Below are 15,934 nucleotides of genomic sequence, written 5' to 3'. Positions count from 1 at the left end.
AAGGTTATGGTAATTGAAGATATTATTGAAAAAGTAAATGAAATTTTTATTGATGAGTTTGAAGTGGATGGTGATGTAATTTCCCCAGAATTAAATTTAAAAGATACACTTGGTTTAGATAGTTTAGATTATGTAGATTTAGTGGTTTCTATTGAATCCAATTTTGGTGTTAAATTAGGTGAAGCGGATTTCGTTGGAATTGCTTCCTTTCAAGATTTCTATAACTTAATCGAAACAAAAATCCAGAACGCTAATAACTAAAATATCATGAGTCAGTGGGATGGCAAATCTAAAGGTACTGTACTTGGATATAAAATATTCGTTTTTTGCATAAAAAAGCTCGGGATTAAAACAGCTTATTCTGTTTTAGTTTTTGTAGCTTTTTATTATTTTATATTCCTAAAAGAAAGCAATAAACAAATATTTTATTATTTTCATAACAGGCTAAATTACACTTATTTCAAATCCAAAATTATGGTGTTCAAAAGTTATTTTACTTTCGGACAAACTATAATTGATAAAATTGCGATATCAGCTGGATTAAGAAAAAAATTCACATACGAATTTGATGGTATTGAAATTTTAAATGATTTATTAGCTGAAAAAAAAGGTGGCGTACTTATTAGTGCTCATATCGGAAACTTCGAAATTGCAGAACACTTTTTTGGAGATATAAATTTTGATTGCCAAATTAATTTAGTTACAACAGATCAAGAACATTCTACAATAAAACAATATTTAGAATCGGTGACTCAAAAATCGTCAATAAAATTTATTATCATCCAAAATGATTTATCACATATTTTCGAAATTAATAATGCATTATCAAATAATGAATTAGTTTGTTTTACAGGTGATAGATACTTTCCAGGATCTAAAATCATGCAAGAAGAATTATTAGGGAAAAAAGCAAGTTTTCCTTCAGGACCTTTTTTAATCGCTTCAAGATTAAATGTTCCAGTAATTTTTGTGTACGTAATGAAAGAAGCTAATTTGCATTATCATTTATATGCTAGAAAAGCAAATGCCAAGCATCGTGATGAAAAAGCTTTACTGAAAGCATATACCGAAAATTTAGAAGGAATGATCAAGAAGTATCCGCTTCAATGGTTCAATTATTTTGATTTTTGGAAATAAATAAGTAATAATTTAAAGGCAAAATTGTATTTTCAGTTATTGCTATTATGGAATAATGGAAAAATTTGATACAATTGTAATAGGTTCTGGCGCAGGAGGCTTAGCAACAGCTTTATGTTTGGCACGTAGTGGACAAAAAGTTTTAGTTTTAGAACAACATTATGTTCCAGGCGGTTGGTGTCATACTTTTACACTTAATGGTCAACGTTTTAGTCCAGGTGTTCATTATATTGGCTTGTTAGACGAAGGACAATCAACGAATCAACTTTATAAAGGATTAGGAATTGCCAATGATTTAACTTTTTTCAGAATGAACAAAAAAGGGTACGATCATTGTGTAATAGGCGACCAAAAATTCGATTTACCTGCCGGTTTTGATAATCTTCAAAATAAATTAATTACCACTTTTCCAAAAGAAGAAAAAAACATTAAAGAATATCTATCTCTAATTCAAAAAGTTAACTATGAACTTCAATTAATGCCTAAATTAAAAGGTTTATGGCAAAAAATTACAGTTCCTTTTCGAACAAAAAACTTTGGTAAATTTTCTTTATTTAGTTTAAAACGTGTAATCGGTTGGCATATTAAAGATCCTATGCTGCAAGCGATTCTTAATTCGCAATGTGGTGATCACGGTGTTCCTCCAGCGCATGCTTGTTTTCCGGTTCATTGTTCTGTGATGAATCATTATTTTGATGGTGGTTTCTATCCAATGGGAGGCGGAAGTAGTATCGTAAAAGCGATGACTAAGAAAATTAAAAGTCATAATGGAGAAATTAGAGTAAGCCAAAATGTGACTAAAATTATTGTTGAAAATAACCAAGCCAAGGGTGTTGTTTTAGCAAACGGTGAATCTATTTTTGCGAACACAATTGTTTCAAATGCCGATCCTTCAATTACTTATTTAAAATTAATTGGAAAAGATAATATCAGCAAAAAATTAAATAAAAAACTGTCTAAAACTAAATATTCGGTAACTTCATTGATTCTGTTTCTAACAGTAGATTTAGATGTTACACAATATGGTATAGACTCTGGAAATATCTGGAAATTTAAAGATGAAAATATTGATGAGCATTTTACAACTTTAACAGAAGGAAATATTCTTGAAGGTGACAAATTCCCAGCTCTTTTTGTTAGTTGTACGACTTTAAAAGACCCAGTGAGTTTTAATGGTAAGTACCACAATTTTGAAGTAGTTACTTATGTAGACTTCGATAGTTTTAAAGAATTTGATCACGCAGAAGATTATCATTCTGAAGCGTATGAACTCTTCAAGAAAAAAATTATCGAAAAGTTTTTAAATAATATGGAAGAATTTATTCCTAATCTTCGTAACCATATTGTTCAAGTAGAATTAGGTACTCCAAAAACCAATCAGTTCTATATAAATTCTACAAATGGAAATGTTTATGGAACTCATAAAACACTGAATCAAGTTGGTCCTTTTTCGTATAAAAATAAAACAGAAATTGAGAACTTGTTTTTATGCGGAGCGAGCACTTTATCGCATGGTGTAACGGGTGCAACTTATTCCGGATTAGCAACAGCTGCTCAAATTTTAAATTGTACATCAGATGATTTATTAATTCATGATGAAGCACAGAAAATTAAAATATTTGACGCCGAAGATAGTGCTACTTGGAGTGATTTTGTTCACAAGAAAAGAGAAGATAAAATCAGAAATTTTAAAGAGATAAACTTAAGTTAATTGCCGTAAACATGAAAAACGTTTTAGTCATACACTATTCACAATCAGGTCAATTAACTCAAATTCTTGATAATGTAATTTACCCATTTTCTTCAGATGAGGAAATTAATGTGACACATTTTACTATCGAAATGGAAAAGGAATTTCCGTTTCCATGGAATAAAACTGCTTTTTTTGATGCGTTTCCTGAATCCTTTTTACAAATTCCAGCACCAATAAAACAACCTTCGACTACTATTTTAGAAAAGCAATACGACCTGATAATTTTAGGCTACCAAGTTTGGTATTTATCACCTTCAATACCTGTAAATTCATTTTTGAAGAGTGCATTTGCAAAACAACTTTTTAAAGATACTCCAGTTATTACCGTTATTGGAGCTAGAAATATGTGGGTGAAAGCTCAAGAAAAAATGAAAATCTTACTAAAAGATTTAGAAGCTAATTTGGTTGGGAATATTGCCTTAGTTGATAGAAATATCAATCATATTAGTGTAGTTACAATTGTACATTGGATGTTTTCAGGTACAAAAACTAAATATTTAGGCATTTTTCCAATGCCAGGTGTTTCAGAATTGGAAATCAAAAAGGCAACAAAATTTGGAAATGTTATTAAATTTGCACTTAAAAATAATGATTTTGTAAATTTGCAAAATGAATTATTAAAATTAGACGCTGTTGAAATTCGACCTTTTTTAGTCGAAATGGATAAAAAAGCGAATAAAATGTTTAAAATTTGGTCAAATTTTATCATAAATAAAAAAAAATCAAGAGAATTTTGGTTGAAAATTTTTAATGTTTATTTGTGGGTTGCTATTTGGTTAATATCTCCAATTGTGTTTATCTTGCATCTTTTAAAATATCCATTTATAGCTACCAAAATCGCTAAAGAAAAAAACTTATACAAAAAGATATAATCATTAATAATAATGTCTGAAGTTTACATAACAAAATCTAGTAAATTCTTACCAAATCATCCAGTTTCTAACGACGAAATGGAGAATATGTTAGGGTTAATTAATGATGAATCCTCAAAAGCACGAAGAATCGTCTTGAGAAATAACGGAATTACAAATAGATACTATGCTTTAGATAGCAACGGTAATCCAACTCATTCCAATGCAGATTTAACTTTTTTAGCAATTGAAAAGTTATTTGATGACCAATTTCCATCACATAAAATGGAATTGCTTTCTTGCGGAACATCAACACCCGATTTACTTTTGCCTTCACAAGCCGCAATGGTTCATGGTTTGTTAAAAAATCAATCCGTAGAATTAAATTCTTCTTCTGGCGTTTGTAATGCTGGAATGAATGCTTTAAAATTTGGATATTTATCAGTTAAATCTGGAAATACATCAAATGCCATTTGTACAGGTTCTGAAAGAGTTTCTACCTGGTTCTTAGCAGAAAAATTCGAAAACGAAATTATCAATCTAAAAAAACTAGAAGAGCAACCTATCGTAGCTTTCAAAAAAGATTTTTTAAGATGGATGTTGTCTGATGGTGCTGGAGCTTTTCTATTGGAAAATAAACCAAACGGAAAAATATCATTAAAAATAGAATGGATGGAAGCCTTTTCATACGCTTATGAATTAGAAACCTGTATGTATGCTGGTGGCGATAAATTAGCTGATGGAAGTATAAAACCTTGGAGCAATTATAAATCTGATGAATGGTTATCAGAATCCGTTTTTGCCATAAAACAAGATGTAAAATTGTTAGATGCACATATTTTACAAAAAGGCGCTTTAAGTATGAAAACAGCCTTAGATAAAAATAATTGTAGTGCCAATGATATCACTTATTTTTTACCACACGTTTCTTCACATTATTTTGTAAAAGGACTGTATGCTGCTTTGAAAGAAGAAAATATAGAAATTCCAATGGAACGTTGGTTTATGAATTTAAAGCAAGTTGGAAACGTAGGTTCTGCATCAATTTACTTGATGTTAGAAGAATTAATGAATTCTGGAAAATTAAATAAAGGAGATAAAATATTACTATCTGTTCCAGAAAGTGGACGTTTTTCTTATTCATATGCTTATTTAACTGTGTGCTAATGCAAAATTTAGTTTTACCAATTTTAGACCGTAATTTTGTTGGAAATCTTATCCCGCAAAAATTTCCATTTGTAATGGTGGATAAAGTACTTGAATTTGGAGAGAATTTTATTACTTCTGGATTTACAATAGAAGAATCAAATATTTTCACCAAAGAAACTACTTTTCAAGAAGCAGGATTAATAGAACACATGGCGCAATCAGTTGCACTCTATACAGGTTATCAATTTTATTTAAAAAATGAACCTGCACCAACAGGATATATCGGAGCCATAAAATCAATCGAAATTTTTGCATTACCGAAAGTCAATGACAATCTTACAACTAAAGTAAAAGTACTTCACGAATTTTCTGGAGTAACTTTAGTTGATATATCAGTTCTATTAGATAATGTAGAAATTGCTCGCGGGCAAATGAAAACAGTTTTAGCGTAATACAATGAGTGAAGTTTTGAAGGATTCAGTAATACATATCAATGATTTTTTACCACATAGAGCACCTATGTTAATGGTAGATTTTTTAACAGAAATAAACGCTACTTCAGTAACTTCAGTTTTTAAAATTAAAGAAGATAATGTTTTCGTTGAAAATAATTATTTTTCTGAAGTTGGTTTAATTGAAAATGCAGCTCAAACTTGTTCTTCAATTGTTGGACAAACTTTCTTTTTTACTTCAGATAATGAAGTAAGAGAAGACGTCAAATTAGTTGGTTTTATTAGTGGAATTAAAAAAGCTACCGTTTCGATGTTACCAAAAGTCAATCAAACGATTAAAACATCAGCAACTTTAGTTTCTCGATTTGATTCTGATCAATATAGTATTTGTACTATGAAATGTGAAACGTTTCAAGAGGAAAATCTTTTATTAGAAGCAGAAATAAATTTATTCATTCAAGAAGTAAAGTAAAATGAAGAAAGAAGAAATACCTCAAGATGAAAGTAATTTATCTAAAAGTAATGTAAAAGAATTATGCTACGCTACTGATGAAAACGGAAATTATACAACTGGATTAAGTACCGGTTGGGAAGCAAAAACGATTGCATTAGAAAGTTCTATCAATACCATAAATGAACGTATTGAAGAAGCCAAACAAAATATAAAATTAGGTAAAGAAAGTCCAATTGTATATTACATGGAACTTCATAGAATGGATTGGCCAACATTAGCCGATTATGTTGGAATGTGGCAATGGCGAGTGAAAAGACACGTTAAACCATCAGTATTTAAAAATCTAAATACTAAAATTTTACAAAAATATGCCGATGCATTTCAAATTTCGGTAGACGAATTAATAAATTATAAAGGAGCCTAATGAACACCAATTTTACACATCATCAATCTGCACATTGTGAAAACGGAGTGGCTTCTAATTTATTAAAATTCAATGGAATTAATATTAGTGAACCAATGGTGTTTGGTATTGGTTCTGGTCTTTTTTTCTTTTATTTACCACTCTTAAAAGTAAATCAAGCTCCAGCAATTAGTTACAGACCAATGCCTGGATTCATTTTCAATAAAGCCGCAAAAAGATTAGGAATTACAGTCAAAAGAATTAAATTTTCAAGTCCTGAAAAAGCTCAAATTGCTTTAGAAAATAATTTAAAAAATAATATTCCAACTGGGTTACAAGTTGGGGTTTACAACTTAACGTATTTTCCAGACGAATATCGTTTTCATTTCAATGCCCACAATTTAGTGGTTTATGGTAAAAACGAAAACACTTTTTTAATTAGCGATCCTGTAATGGAAACTGTAACAACTCTTACAGAGGCAGAATTAGAAAAAGTCAGATTTGCAAAAGGTACACTTTCTCCAAAAGGACAAATGTATTATCCAACGCATATTCCATCTCAAATTAATTGGGAAATTGCTATAAAAAAAGGAATTAAAAATACCTGTAACGATATGCTTGCACCAGTGCCAATTGTTGGTGTTGCTGCTATGCGCTATTTAGCCAAAAGTATTAGAAAATGGCCAAAAGCTAAAGGAATAAAAGTGGCCAATCACTATTTAGCCCAAATGATTCGTATGCAAGAAGAGATTGGAACTGGCGGTGGTGGTTTCAGATTTATTTATGCAGCATTTTTACAAGAAGCCGCAGTAATATTAAAAAAAGAACAACTAAAAGATCTTTCATTTGAAATGACTCAAATTGGAGATTTATGGAGAGATTTCGCACTAAATGCATCACGAGTTTGTAAAAACAGAAGCAATTTAGAAGATGTTTATAATGTTTTAGCGGATCAATTGCTTCATATCGCAGATTTAGAAGAAAAGTTTTTCAAAAAACTTAAAAAAGCCATCTAAAGTGAGTAGTATCAAAAATATAATTCAAATCAACCAACTTTATAAGCAATATAAAGATGCAGATAGTTTTTCAGTAAATAATCTAAATCTTGTTATTGAAGAAAAAGAAATATATGGTTTATTGGGCCCAAATGGCGCAGGGAAAACTACTTTGTTATCTATGCTTTGCGGAATAATAAAACCAACTTCTGGTAATTTCAGTATTAATAATTTGACTTACGAAAAGAATGCTTTTGAAATAAAAAAGTCAATTGGTGTTGTCCCTCAAGAATATGCACTTTATCCAACACTTACAGCCAGAGAAAATTTATTGTATTTCGGAAGTATGTATGGACTTAAAGGAAAAAACCTGAAAGAAAAAGTCAATGTCGCATTAGATCAACTTGGTTTGTTAAAATTTGCTGATAAAAAAATTGATACATTTTCAGGCGGAATGAAACGTAGAATAAATCTTATTGCTGGTATTTTACACGAACCCTTAATTTTGTTTTTAGACGAACCAACGGTTGGAGTAGATGTACAATCTAAAAACGTAATTATCAGTTATTTAAAAGAATTAAACGCTAAAGGAACTACAATAATTTATACATCGCATCATTTATCTGAAGCACAAGATTTTTGCACGAAAATTTCTATCATTGATAGAGGAACAATTTATGCAGAAGGAACGCCAAATGAATTAATTCAAAACACAGCTGGCGCTCATAATTTAGAAGATGTTTTTATTTCATTAACCGGTAAAGAACTTCGCGATGATGTATAAATTATGGATGTCAGTTTACAAAGAATTTCTTTTACTGAAAAGAGATTTTGGAGGTTTAATCATTTTATTTGTGATGCCTTTAGTATTAATTATTACCATTACATTAATTCAAGATAGCACTTTCAGAACGGTTACTGAAAGTAAAATCCCTGTTATTTTAGTTGATAACGATAAAGGTGAAATTTCTAAAACAGTTATAGAAAATCTTAATAAAAGTGGTCAATTTGAAATAGTTTCATCTTTAGATGGAAAAAATTTAACTGAAATTACAGCGAAAGAAGCTGTTTTTAAAGGAAAATTTCAATTGGCTATAATTATTCCTAATAATCTAAGTACAGATTTACAATTAAAAGTAAATCAAAATGTAGATAAAATAATTTCCAATTTTGGAATTGGAGATCTTTCAGAAGAACCAAAAAAAGAAGCTTCACCAAAAAAAATCAACAAAAAAGAAGTCAGACTTTATTTTGATCCAGCTACTCAAGCGACTTTTAAAAGCAATGTAAAAAGTAGTATTGATAAAATGATTTCTCAAATAGAAACCAAATCCATCTACGCTACTTTCCAAGATCAATTAGGCGAAGGTGAAGAACCTATTTTTGAACAGGAAAGTTTTATCACGTTTAAAGAAATTATGCCAACAGTAAATAATAAAGAAGTGCTTCCAAATTCAGTACAACATAATGTACCAGCTTGGACTTTATTTGCCATCTTTTTTATAATTGTACCTTTGTCAATTAACATTGTAAAAGAAAAAGGGCAAGGCACACAAATTCGATTATTAACTAATCCTGTTTCATATTCCATAGTTATTGCTGGAAAAACAATTACCTATTTAGTAATTTGTATGATTCAATTTTATCTAATGGTTTTAGTTGGAATATATTTATTTCCTTACTTAAGTTTACCTACTCTAGATTTAGACGGAAAATTCATTTTAATGAGTGTTGTCGCTCTATTTTCTGGATTAGCCGCAATCGGATTTGGAATTTTATTAGGAACTATAGCCAAAACTCAAGAACAATCCGCTCCATTTGGAGCAACATCAGTAGTCATTTTAGCCGCAATTGGTGGAGTTTGGGTTCCTGTATTTGCGATGCCAAAAGTAATGCAGGTTATTTCACATATTTCACCTATGAATTGGGGATTAAATGCATTTTACGATGTTTTACTTCGTAATGCAAACGCTGTAGAAATTCTTCCAGAAATATTTTTATTACTTTTGTTTTTTATAATTACAATTTTCATTGCCATTCAATATGATAAAAAGAAAAGAGCAGTATAGCGAAGCTTCACATTTAAATGTTTCTAGTGATATTAGAATCAGATTTAACGAAACAGATCCATTAGGAATTGTTTGGCACGGCTGTTATATAACATACTTTGAAGATGGAAGAGAAGCTTTCGGAAGATTGCACGGAATTTCCTATTTAGACGTTCAAAAACACGGATTTACAACACCAATTGTAAAATCGGTTTGCGAACATAAATTGTCATTACGCTATGGCGATGTAGCTCGAATTGAAACTACAATTGTAGATTCTCCAGCTGCTAAAATGATTTTTAGATATGTAATTTACGACAATAATAATGAAGTAGCTTGCACAGGAGAAACCGTTCAAGTGTTTTTAGATAGCGACGGAAATTTAGTTTTAAACGCGCCTTCTTTTTATGAAGAATGGAAAAAAAGTGTAGGATTATTAAAATGATAACAAATATACCAATTTACATTACCGATGCTAATTGCGTTACTCCTTTAGGTTTTGACTTAGAAACCAATTGGGAAGCACTTGTAAATGGGCAATCTGGCATTCAATTTCACGAAAATTTCGGGAATCTTACTTCTGTTTATACTTCAAATATTGATGTGCAAAAACTAAATGAAAGTTTCCAAAAAGTTACGAATGAAAGCCAATTTACGAAATTAGAAAAAATGCTAATTTTAGCATTGCATCCTATTGTAAGTAAAAATATAATTACAGAGAAATCAGTTTTAATTCTTTCTACAACAAAAGGAAATATTTCTTTGTTAGAAAATCAGGATTTACCAATTGAAGACGCACAATTAAGTACATTAGCAAAAAAAATCAATACATTTTTCGGATTTAAAACAGAGCCAATTGTAGTTTCTAATGCTTGTGTTTCTGGAGTTTTAGCCGTTTCTGTTGCAAAAAGAATGATCCAATTTGGTGCTTATGAAAATGCATTTGTCATTGCTGGTGATGAAATCTCAGAATTTGTTTTGTCAGGTTTTAATTCTTTTCAAGCGATGAGTAATTCACCTTGTACACCTTATGATGCGGAACGAAATGGAGTGACATTAGGAGAAGCAAGTGCAGCTGTTTTTATTACAACTCAAAAACCAATAAATAATGCCGTTGCAATTATTGGTGATGGAGCCATAAACGATGCCAATCATATTTCTGGACCTTCTAGAACTGGGGATGGATTACATAAAAGTATAGAAAGTGCTTTTAAAGAAGCAAACATTGGAAAAGACAAATTAGATTATATTTCAGCTCATGGAACAGCAACTTTGTATAATGATGAAATGGAAGCCATTGCGTTTTCAAGATCAAACATTGATACCGTTGCGATAAATAGTCTAAAAGGATATTTCGGTCATACGTTAGGAGCATCGGGATTATTAGAAATTGTAATAGGTTTACAATCGTTATACCACAATGAATTATTAGCTTCAAAAGGATTTGTAAGCTCTGGAGTTTCAATTCCGATTCCTGTTTTAAAAGAAAATAGAAAAAAAGAAATTACATATTTCTTAAAAACAGCATCAGGTTTTGGTGGATGTAATACAGCAGTATTATTTGAAAAAATAAATTAAATTTGACAACAAATTATCACATATCAAACTATTGTAAAATAGAAAATAATTCGCTTCATGTAAACGGAACTTCCGTTTTAGAAATGAAAGATGTCTTGTTTCCTGAGTTTATAAAAAATGCCTCAAAAGCGATTGGCTTAGAATATCCAAAATTTTTTAAGATGGATAATTTAAGTAAATTAGCCTTTTTAGCTGCAGAAGCAATTTTGAAAAACAATATTAATTTGGAAGAAGAAAACAACATCGCACTTGTTTTTGCCAATAATTCTTCCAGTTTAGATACAGATGTAAAATACCAAGAATCCATTTCAGATAGTGAAAATTATTTTCCAAGTCCTGCGGTTTTTGTTTATACCTTACCAAATATTTGCGTGGGTGAAATAAGTATTAAAAATCAATTGAAAACAGAAAATGCGTTTTTTGTTTTTGATGATTTTAAAGCAGATTTTATGTCTGATTATGCTTCGTATTTATTAGAAAGCGGAAAAGCAGAAAAAGTACTTTGTGGTTGGGTTGAATACTATAAAAATGAATACAAAGCTTTTGTTTATTTGGTTGAAAAATCAGGAACAATTGCACACAATAAAGAAATATTACAAACATTATATAACAAATAAACATGGAAGCATTAAAGTTAGAATTGAAAACAAAAATTATTGAAGCACTTAATTTAGAAGATATTGCAATTGAAGATATAAACGATAACGATCCATTATTTGGTGAAGGTTTAGGATTAGATTCTATTGATGCTTTAGAATTAATTGTTCTTTTAGATAAAGAATACGGAATCAGATTAGCAGATCCAAAAGAAGGAAAATCTATCTTTGAATCTGTGGAAACAATGGCAAAATATATTTCTGAAAACAGAACAAAATAATATATATAAATATATGAAAGTTGCAATAACAGGCATGGGAATTATTTCTTCAATTGGTACTACAGTTGAAGAAAATTTTCATTCATTAGTTTCTTTAAAAACAGGTCTCTCAACAATTTCAAATTTTGAAACCATTCATAAAGATGTGATTAAAGTAGGAGAAATTAAACAAACCAATGAGCAATTAGCCGAGCAACTTAATTTACCTAGTGATAATAATTTTTCACGAACCGCATTATTAGGCGCAATAGCAGCAAAACAAGCTGTGAAAGACGCAAACATTACGAATATAAATGAATATAAATCAGGACTAATTTCAGCAACAAGTGTTGGTGGAATGGACATGACTGAAAAATATTTTTACGAATATTTCGAAAATGAAGCGTGTCAAAAATACATCGCGAGTCACGATATCGGAGATAATTCTCAAAAAATCGCCAATTGTATCGGATTAAAAGGATTAGTTACCACAATAAGCACAGCTTGTTCTTCTGCGGCAAATTCAATTATGCTTGGCGCGAGATTAATCGAATCAGGTGAGCTAGATAGAGTAGTGGTTGGTGGAACTGATGCTTTAGCAAAATTTACTATCAATGGGTTTAAAACTTTAATGATTTTATCTGACGAGTATAACGCTCCTTTTGATAATAATAGAAAAGGTCTTAATTTAGGTGAAGCTGCAGCTTTTCTAGTTTTAGAATCTGAAAAAATCGTACAAAAAGAAAATAAAAAAGTGTTGGCTTATGTGACTGGTTTCGGAAATGCGAATGATGCTTTTCATCAAACTGCTTCTTCTGAAAATGGTGATGGTGCTTTTTTAGCTATGAATAAAGCTTTTAAAATGGCTAAAATTCAACCAAGTGAAATTGACTATATCAACGCACACGGAACGGCAACACCAAATAACGATTTATCCGAAGGAAGAGCCATTATCAGAATATTCGGTGATAATGTTCCAGATTTTAGTTCTACAAAACCTTTTACGGGTCATACTTTAGCGGCAGCTGCAGGTATTGAAGCCGTTTATAGTGTTTTAGCACTTCAAAATAATATCATTTTTCCAAACTTGAATTTTAAAACAAACATGGAAGAATTCAATTTAACACCACAACTTTCACTTAAAGAGAAAGAAATCAATCATGTACTTTCTAATTCTTTCGGATTTGGAGGAAACTGTTCTACTTTAATATTTTCTAAAAACTAATGGGAAAGTGCTACATTAATGGCATGGGATGCGTCTCTGCTCAAGATACTTATGAAACTTCTTTCTTAGAATCGGTTATAATCAATACAACGGAAAATGTTGTGTATGCGATTCAACCCTCTTATAAAGAATTGATTCCACCAGCAGCAGCAAGAAGAATGGCAAAAGGTGTGAAAATGGGCTTAGCAGCTTCTACAAAAGCTTTAAAAGAAGCGAATGTTACTCTTCCAGATGCGATTATTACCGGAACTGGAATGGGATGTATTGAAGATTCAGAAAAATTCTTAAAAGCATTAATTGATAATAGCGAAGAATATTTAACGCCAACCAATTTTATACAATCAACTCATAATACAGTTGGTGCACAAATTGCTTTAGGATTAGGTTGTAAAGGTTATAACTTTACTTATGTGAATGGTGCCATTTCTTTTGAATCGGCTTTGTTAGATGCAAAAATGCAAATTGAAAATGAGGAAGAAAATACTATTTTAGTTGGTGCTGCAGATGAAACGTCTTCACATACCATGGAGTTATTTAAACTTACTAATGTTATAAAAAATGAAAGTGATGCACCCTATTCTGTTTTAAATTCCAATTCTTCTGGAGTGGTTTATAGCGAAGGTGCAACATTCGTTACTTTAGAAAATGTTCAAAAAGAAAGTACATATGCTGTTTTAGAAGCTTTACAAATTCAAAATGAATTAGAGCCTAATGAAATTGAAAGCTTTATAAGTGAGTTTTTAAATAAGAATAACTTAAAAAAAGAAGATATTGAAGCTGTTGTTTTTGGAAACAATGGTGATATCAATTTTGATGCATATTACAAAATAGCAGGTGAAATTTTTAATGAAGTTCCACAAATTTATTACAAACATTTATGTGGCGAATTCAATACGGCTTCTGCCTTTGGATTTTGGGTTGCCGCTTCAATTCTTAAAAATCAAGTTGTTCCATCAAGTGTAAAAATGAATGCTATTGAGAAATCTAATTTTTCAAAAGTACTTTTATATAATCAGTTTCAAGGTAAAGACCATAGTTTAGTACTATTATCAAAATGTTAAGACATAAATATTCTGTTTTTATATTTTTTATTCTGCTACTATTTTTCTTTTTTTTAAAAGTTAGTATAGTTTCTTACGTTTTATTGTGTTTAGCCTTTTTAGGAATTACAACTTGGGGTGCTTTCGATATGAGATTGAATTATTTTTCAAGAAATATTTCTAAATCAAACACATGTAAAGTCAAAGTAATAGCACTTACTTTTGATGATGGTCCGCACGAAAAAACGATTGAAATTTTAGATTTATTATCGAAATATAATGCAAAAGCTACTTTTTTTTGCATCGGAAAACAAATTGAAAAATATCCAAAAACTGTTGAAAGAATAATTGCTGAAGGTCATAATATTGGTAATCATTCGTACTCTCATTCTAATTGGAATGGTTTTTTTTCAACAGAAAAAATAGTTTCTGAAATTGTACAAACTAATGAATTAATAACGCAACTGGTAAATGTAAAAAACAGATTGTACAGACCACCATTTGGAGTCACAAATCCGAATATCGCAAAAGCTATTTCTAAAACCAATCAAATAACTATTGGTTGGAATATACGTTCATTAGATACGGTTATTAAAAGTGAAAACTTAATTTTAGAAAGAATAATAAAAAGAGTGCAACCAGGAAGTATTATCTTATTGCATGATACTTCTACAAAAACTGTTTCGGTTTTGGAACAGTTATTGCTATTTTTGCAATCAGAAAGTTATAAAACGATAACTATTGATGAATTACTTGAAATTTCGAAAGATGAAAATTAAAATATTACTTTTAGTACTGGCCATTTGTAGCTTTAAAATTTTACCACAAGAGCAAAAAATGTCTGCTCAAGAAATTGTTAAATTTAAGGAAACAGTTGAAAGTCAGTCTAAAACTATTAAAACCATTAAAACGGATTTCGTTCAACTAAAACACATGGATTTTTTAACGAAAGACATTGAAAGTTCTGGGAAATTAAATTTTAAATCACCTAATTTATTAAGTTGGCAATATACAAAGCCTTATCAATACAGTATTATTTTCAAAAATAATAAAGTTTATATTAATGATCAAGGTAAAAAAAGTACAGTTGATGCTAAAAGTAAAATTTTCGAAAAAATCAATAAACTTATAATAGGAAGTGTAAGCGGAAATATGTTTGACGATAAAGAATTTGATATTTCTTACTTTAAAAACAAACAACATTATATTGCAAAATTAATTCCTAAAACAGCAGCAATCAAAAAAATGATTAAGCAAATTGATTTACATTTTCCATTAAAAGAAAATACTGTTTCAGAAGTAAAATTAATTGAATCATCAGGAGATTACACAAAAATTACATTTAAAAATAAAATAATAAATGCAAAAATTGATGATTCGGTATTTACTAATTAGCGCTTTTTTTAGCCTTTTTTTATCGTGTAAATCATATCAAGTTCCTGATGCAGTAGAAGTTGAAAATACGACTTCAATTGTTCAAAATCAATATTTTTTAGAGGAATCAATTGATTATGTTTATAAAACTCATATTGAAATTTATGGAAATCAATTAAGCGGAATTTTTATAACTAAACGAATAAATGATAGCCTTCACAGGATGGTTTTAACAACAGATTTTGGTAATAAATTATTAGATTTTGAAATTTCAGAAAACAGTTTTAAAGTAAACTTTATTGTGGATAATCTGAATAAGAAGCTTATCATTAATACTCTTGAAAATGATTTCAGAACTTTATTACAAGTCAACCATAACGTAATGAAAACCTATAAAACGAAAAACGAAATCATATATCAAACCCAAAACAAACTGTACTTTTATAATGATTTGATTACAAATAATTTAAGTAAAATTATTAAAACCAATAAAAGAAAGGAGAAGGTAATTTTTACATTTCATTCAAAAAAACCTACTTTTGCTGAAAATATAACAATTCAACATAATAATATTAAACTAAAAATAGAATTTAATCAAATAATCAATTAAACAATTAAC

Annotated in this window: 20 protein-coding genes; all 20 read left to right on the top strand. The window is 29.7% G+C overall.

Features of this window, described 5'->3' with window-relative positions; translation table 11 throughout:
* Positions 1–6 precede the first annotated feature (6 nt).
* Genes UEQ13_RS11335 through UEQ13_RS11240 form a run of 20 tightly spaced genes read left to right on the top strand, consistent with a single transcriptional unit; the run spans position 7 to position 15,925 of the window.
* Entirely contained in the window at positions 7–261 is a 255-nt protein-coding gene (locus UEQ13_RS11335; RefSeq protein WP_329806459.1) for an acyl carrier protein, read from the top strand.
* A 6-nt stretch (positions 262–267) separates the two neighbouring features.
* On the top strand, positions 268–1,137 hold the full coding sequence (locus UEQ13_RS11330; protein ID WP_329806458.1) for an LpxL/LpxP family acyltransferase: 870 nt from the start codon (positions 268–270) through the stop codon (positions 1,135–1,137).
* Between the two features lie 55 nt (positions 1,138–1,192).
* On the top strand, positions 1,193–2,848 hold the full coding sequence (locus UEQ13_RS11325) for a phytoene desaturase family protein (RefSeq protein WP_329806457.1): 1,656 nt from the start codon (positions 1,193–1,195) through the stop codon (positions 2,846–2,848).
* 11 nt (positions 2,849–2,859) lie between these two features.
* Positions 2,860–3,762, top strand: coding sequence for a dialkylrecorsinol condensing enzyme DarA (locus tag UEQ13_RS11320; protein ID WP_329806456.1), 903 nt, complete (start codon positions 2,860–2,862; stop codon positions 3,760–3,762).
* Between the two features lie 12 nt (positions 3,763–3,774).
* Complete coding sequence (locus UEQ13_RS11315) at positions 3,775–4,908, top strand: beta-ketoacyl-ACP synthase III (RefSeq protein ID WP_329806455.1); 1,134 nt, start codon at positions 3,775–3,777, stop codon at positions 4,906–4,908.
* Entirely contained in the window at positions 4,908–5,342 is a 435-nt protein-coding gene (locus UEQ13_RS11310) for a hypothetical protein (RefSeq protein WP_329806454.1), read from the top strand. Before UEQ13_RS11315 ends, UEQ13_RS11310 begins: the two co-directional genes overlap by 1 nt.
* Positions 5,343–5,358: 16 nt before the next feature.
* A complete protein-coding gene (locus tag UEQ13_RS11305; RefSeq protein ID WP_329806453.1) occupies positions 5,359–5,814 on the top strand; it encodes an ABC transporter permease in 456 nt (151 codons plus the stop codon).
* Between the two features lies 1 nt (position 5,815).
* Positions 5,816–6,220: a hypothetical protein gene (locus UEQ13_RS11300; RefSeq protein ID WP_329806452.1), complete on the top strand. Its 405-nt coding sequence runs from the start codon at positions 5,816–5,818 to the stop codon at positions 6,218–6,220.
* Entirely contained in the window at positions 6,220–7,215 is a 996-nt protein-coding gene (locus tag UEQ13_RS11295; RefSeq protein WP_329806451.1) for a BtrH N-terminal domain-containing protein, read from the top strand. The genes UEQ13_RS11300 and UEQ13_RS11295 overlap by 1 nt, the downstream gene beginning before the upstream one ends.
* 10 nt (positions 7,216–7,225) lie before the next feature.
* Positions 7,226–7,978: an ABC transporter ATP-binding protein gene (locus UEQ13_RS11290; RefSeq protein WP_329806689.1), complete on the top strand. Its 753-nt coding sequence runs from the start codon at positions 7,226–7,228 to the stop codon at positions 7,976–7,978.
* Between the two features lie 7 nt (positions 7,979–7,985).
* Entirely contained in the window at positions 7,986–9,263 is a 1,278-nt protein-coding gene (locus UEQ13_RS11285) for an ABC transporter permease (protein WP_329806450.1), read from the top strand.
* Positions 9,238–9,687 carry an acyl-CoA thioesterase gene (locus UEQ13_RS11280; RefSeq protein ID WP_329806449.1) on the top strand — a complete coding sequence of 150 codons (450 nt, stop codon included), beginning with the start codon at positions 9,238–9,240 and terminating at the stop codon, positions 9,685–9,687. Before UEQ13_RS11285 ends, UEQ13_RS11280 begins: the two co-directional genes overlap by 26 nt.
* Complete coding sequence (locus UEQ13_RS11275; RefSeq protein ID WP_329806448.1) at positions 9,684–10,820, top strand: beta-ketoacyl synthase N-terminal-like domain-containing protein; 1,137 nt, start codon at positions 9,684–9,686, stop codon at positions 10,818–10,820. The genes UEQ13_RS11280 and UEQ13_RS11275 overlap by 4 nt, the downstream gene beginning before the upstream one ends.
* 2 nt (positions 10,821–10,822) lie before the next feature.
* Positions 10,823–11,437 (top strand): 3-oxoacyl-ACP synthase, encoded by a 615-nt coding sequence (locus UEQ13_RS11270; protein ID WP_329806447.1) that lies wholly within the window; start codon positions 10,823–10,825, stop codon positions 11,435–11,437.
* A gap of 2 nt (positions 11,438–11,439) precedes the next feature.
* Entirely contained in the window at positions 11,440–11,697 is a 258-nt protein-coding gene (locus tag UEQ13_RS11265) for a phosphopantetheine-binding protein (RefSeq protein WP_329806446.1), read from the top strand.
* Between the two features lie 13 nt (positions 11,698–11,710).
* Entirely contained in the window at positions 11,711–12,901 is a 1,191-nt protein-coding gene (locus UEQ13_RS11260; RefSeq protein WP_329806445.1) for a beta-ketoacyl-[acyl-carrier-protein] synthase family protein, read from the top strand.
* On the top strand, positions 12,901–13,962 hold the full coding sequence (locus UEQ13_RS11255) for a beta-ketoacyl synthase N-terminal-like domain-containing protein (RefSeq protein WP_329806444.1): 1,062 nt from the start codon (positions 12,901–12,903) through the stop codon (positions 13,960–13,962). Before UEQ13_RS11260 ends, UEQ13_RS11255 begins: the two co-directional genes overlap by 1 nt.
* Complete coding sequence (locus UEQ13_RS11250) at positions 13,956–14,720, top strand: polysaccharide deacetylase family protein (RefSeq protein WP_329806443.1); 765 nt, start codon at positions 13,956–13,958, stop codon at positions 14,718–14,720. Before UEQ13_RS11255 ends, UEQ13_RS11250 begins: the two co-directional genes overlap by 7 nt.
* On the top strand, positions 14,710–15,336 hold the full coding sequence (locus tag UEQ13_RS11245) for a LolA family protein (protein ID WP_329806442.1): 627 nt from the start codon (positions 14,710–14,712) through the stop codon (positions 15,334–15,336). Before UEQ13_RS11250 ends, UEQ13_RS11245 begins: the two co-directional genes overlap by 11 nt.
* Entirely contained in the window at positions 15,314–15,925 is a 612-nt protein-coding gene (locus tag UEQ13_RS11240; RefSeq protein ID WP_329806441.1) for a hypothetical protein, read from the top strand. The genes UEQ13_RS11245 and UEQ13_RS11240 overlap by 23 nt, the downstream gene beginning before the upstream one ends.
* The last annotated feature ends 9 nt before the right edge of the window (positions 15,926–15,934 follow it).

The organism is Flavobacterium facile, from assembly GCF_036321945.1.
In the GTDB taxonomy this organism is placed as follows: domain Bacteria; phylum Bacteroidota; class Bacteroidia; order Flavobacteriales; family Flavobacteriaceae; genus Flavobacterium; species Flavobacterium facile.
This window is presented reverse-complemented; position numbering and strand designations above follow the sequence as displayed.

What these genes read in the sequence shown, in the direction of transcription:
- UEQ13_RS11335 (WP_329806459.1), top strand. Translation starts at nt 7, where the DNA reads ATGGTAATTGAAGATATTATTGAAAAAGTAAATGAAATTTTTATTGAT.
- UEQ13_RS11330 (WP_329806458.1), top strand. Translation starts at nt 268, where the DNA reads ATGAGTCAGTGGGATGGCAAATCTAAAGGTACTGTACTTGGATATAAA.
- UEQ13_RS11325 (WP_329806457.1), top strand. Translation starts at nt 1,193, where the DNA reads ATGGAAAAATTTGATACAATTGTAATAGGTTCTGGCGCAGGAGGCTTA.
- UEQ13_RS11320 (WP_329806456.1), top strand. Translation starts at nt 2,860, where the DNA reads ATGAAAAACGTTTTAGTCATACACTATTCACAATCAGGTCAATTAACT.
- UEQ13_RS11315 (WP_329806455.1), top strand. Translation starts at nt 3,775, where the DNA reads ATGTCTGAAGTTTACATAACAAAATCTAGTAAATTCTTACCAAATCAT.
- UEQ13_RS11310 (WP_329806454.1), top strand. Translation starts at nt 4,908, where the DNA reads ATGCAAAATTTAGTTTTACCAATTTTAGACCGTAATTTTGTTGGAAAT.
- UEQ13_RS11300 (WP_329806452.1), top strand. Translation starts at nt 5,816, where the DNA reads ATGAAGAAAGAAGAAATACCTCAAGATGAAAGTAATTTATCTAAAAGT.
- UEQ13_RS11295 (WP_329806451.1), top strand. Translation starts at nt 6,220, where the DNA reads ATGAACACCAATTTTACACATCATCAATCTGCACATTGTGAAAACGGA.
- UEQ13_RS11285 (WP_329806450.1), top strand. Translation starts at nt 7,986, where the DNA reads ATGTCAGTTTACAAAGAATTTCTTTTACTGAAAAGAGATTTTGGAGGT.
- UEQ13_RS11280 (WP_329806449.1), top strand. Translation starts at nt 9,238, where the DNA reads ATGATAAAAAGAAAAGAGCAGTATAGCGAAGCTTCACATTTAAATGTT.
- UEQ13_RS11275 (WP_329806448.1), top strand. Translation starts at nt 9,684, where the DNA reads ATGATAACAAATATACCAATTTACATTACCGATGCTAATTGCGTTACT.
- UEQ13_RS11265 (WP_329806446.1), top strand. Translation starts at nt 11,440, where the DNA reads ATGGAAGCATTAAAGTTAGAATTGAAAACAAAAATTATTGAAGCACTT.
- UEQ13_RS11260 (WP_329806445.1), top strand. Translation starts at nt 11,711, where the DNA reads ATGAAAGTTGCAATAACAGGCATGGGAATTATTTCTTCAATTGGTACT.
- UEQ13_RS11255 (WP_329806444.1), top strand. Translation starts at nt 12,901, where the DNA reads ATGGGAAAGTGCTACATTAATGGCATGGGATGCGTCTCTGCTCAAGAT.
- UEQ13_RS11250 (WP_329806443.1), top strand. Translation starts at nt 13,956, where the DNA reads ATGTTAAGACATAAATATTCTGTTTTTATATTTTTTATTCTGCTACTA.
- UEQ13_RS11245 (WP_329806442.1), top strand. Translation starts at nt 14,710, where the DNA reads ATGAAAATTAAAATATTACTTTTAGTACTGGCCATTTGTAGCTTTAAA.
- UEQ13_RS11240 (WP_329806441.1), top strand. Translation starts at nt 15,314, where the DNA reads ATGATTCGGTATTTACTAATTAGCGCTTTTTTTAGCCTTTTTTTATCG.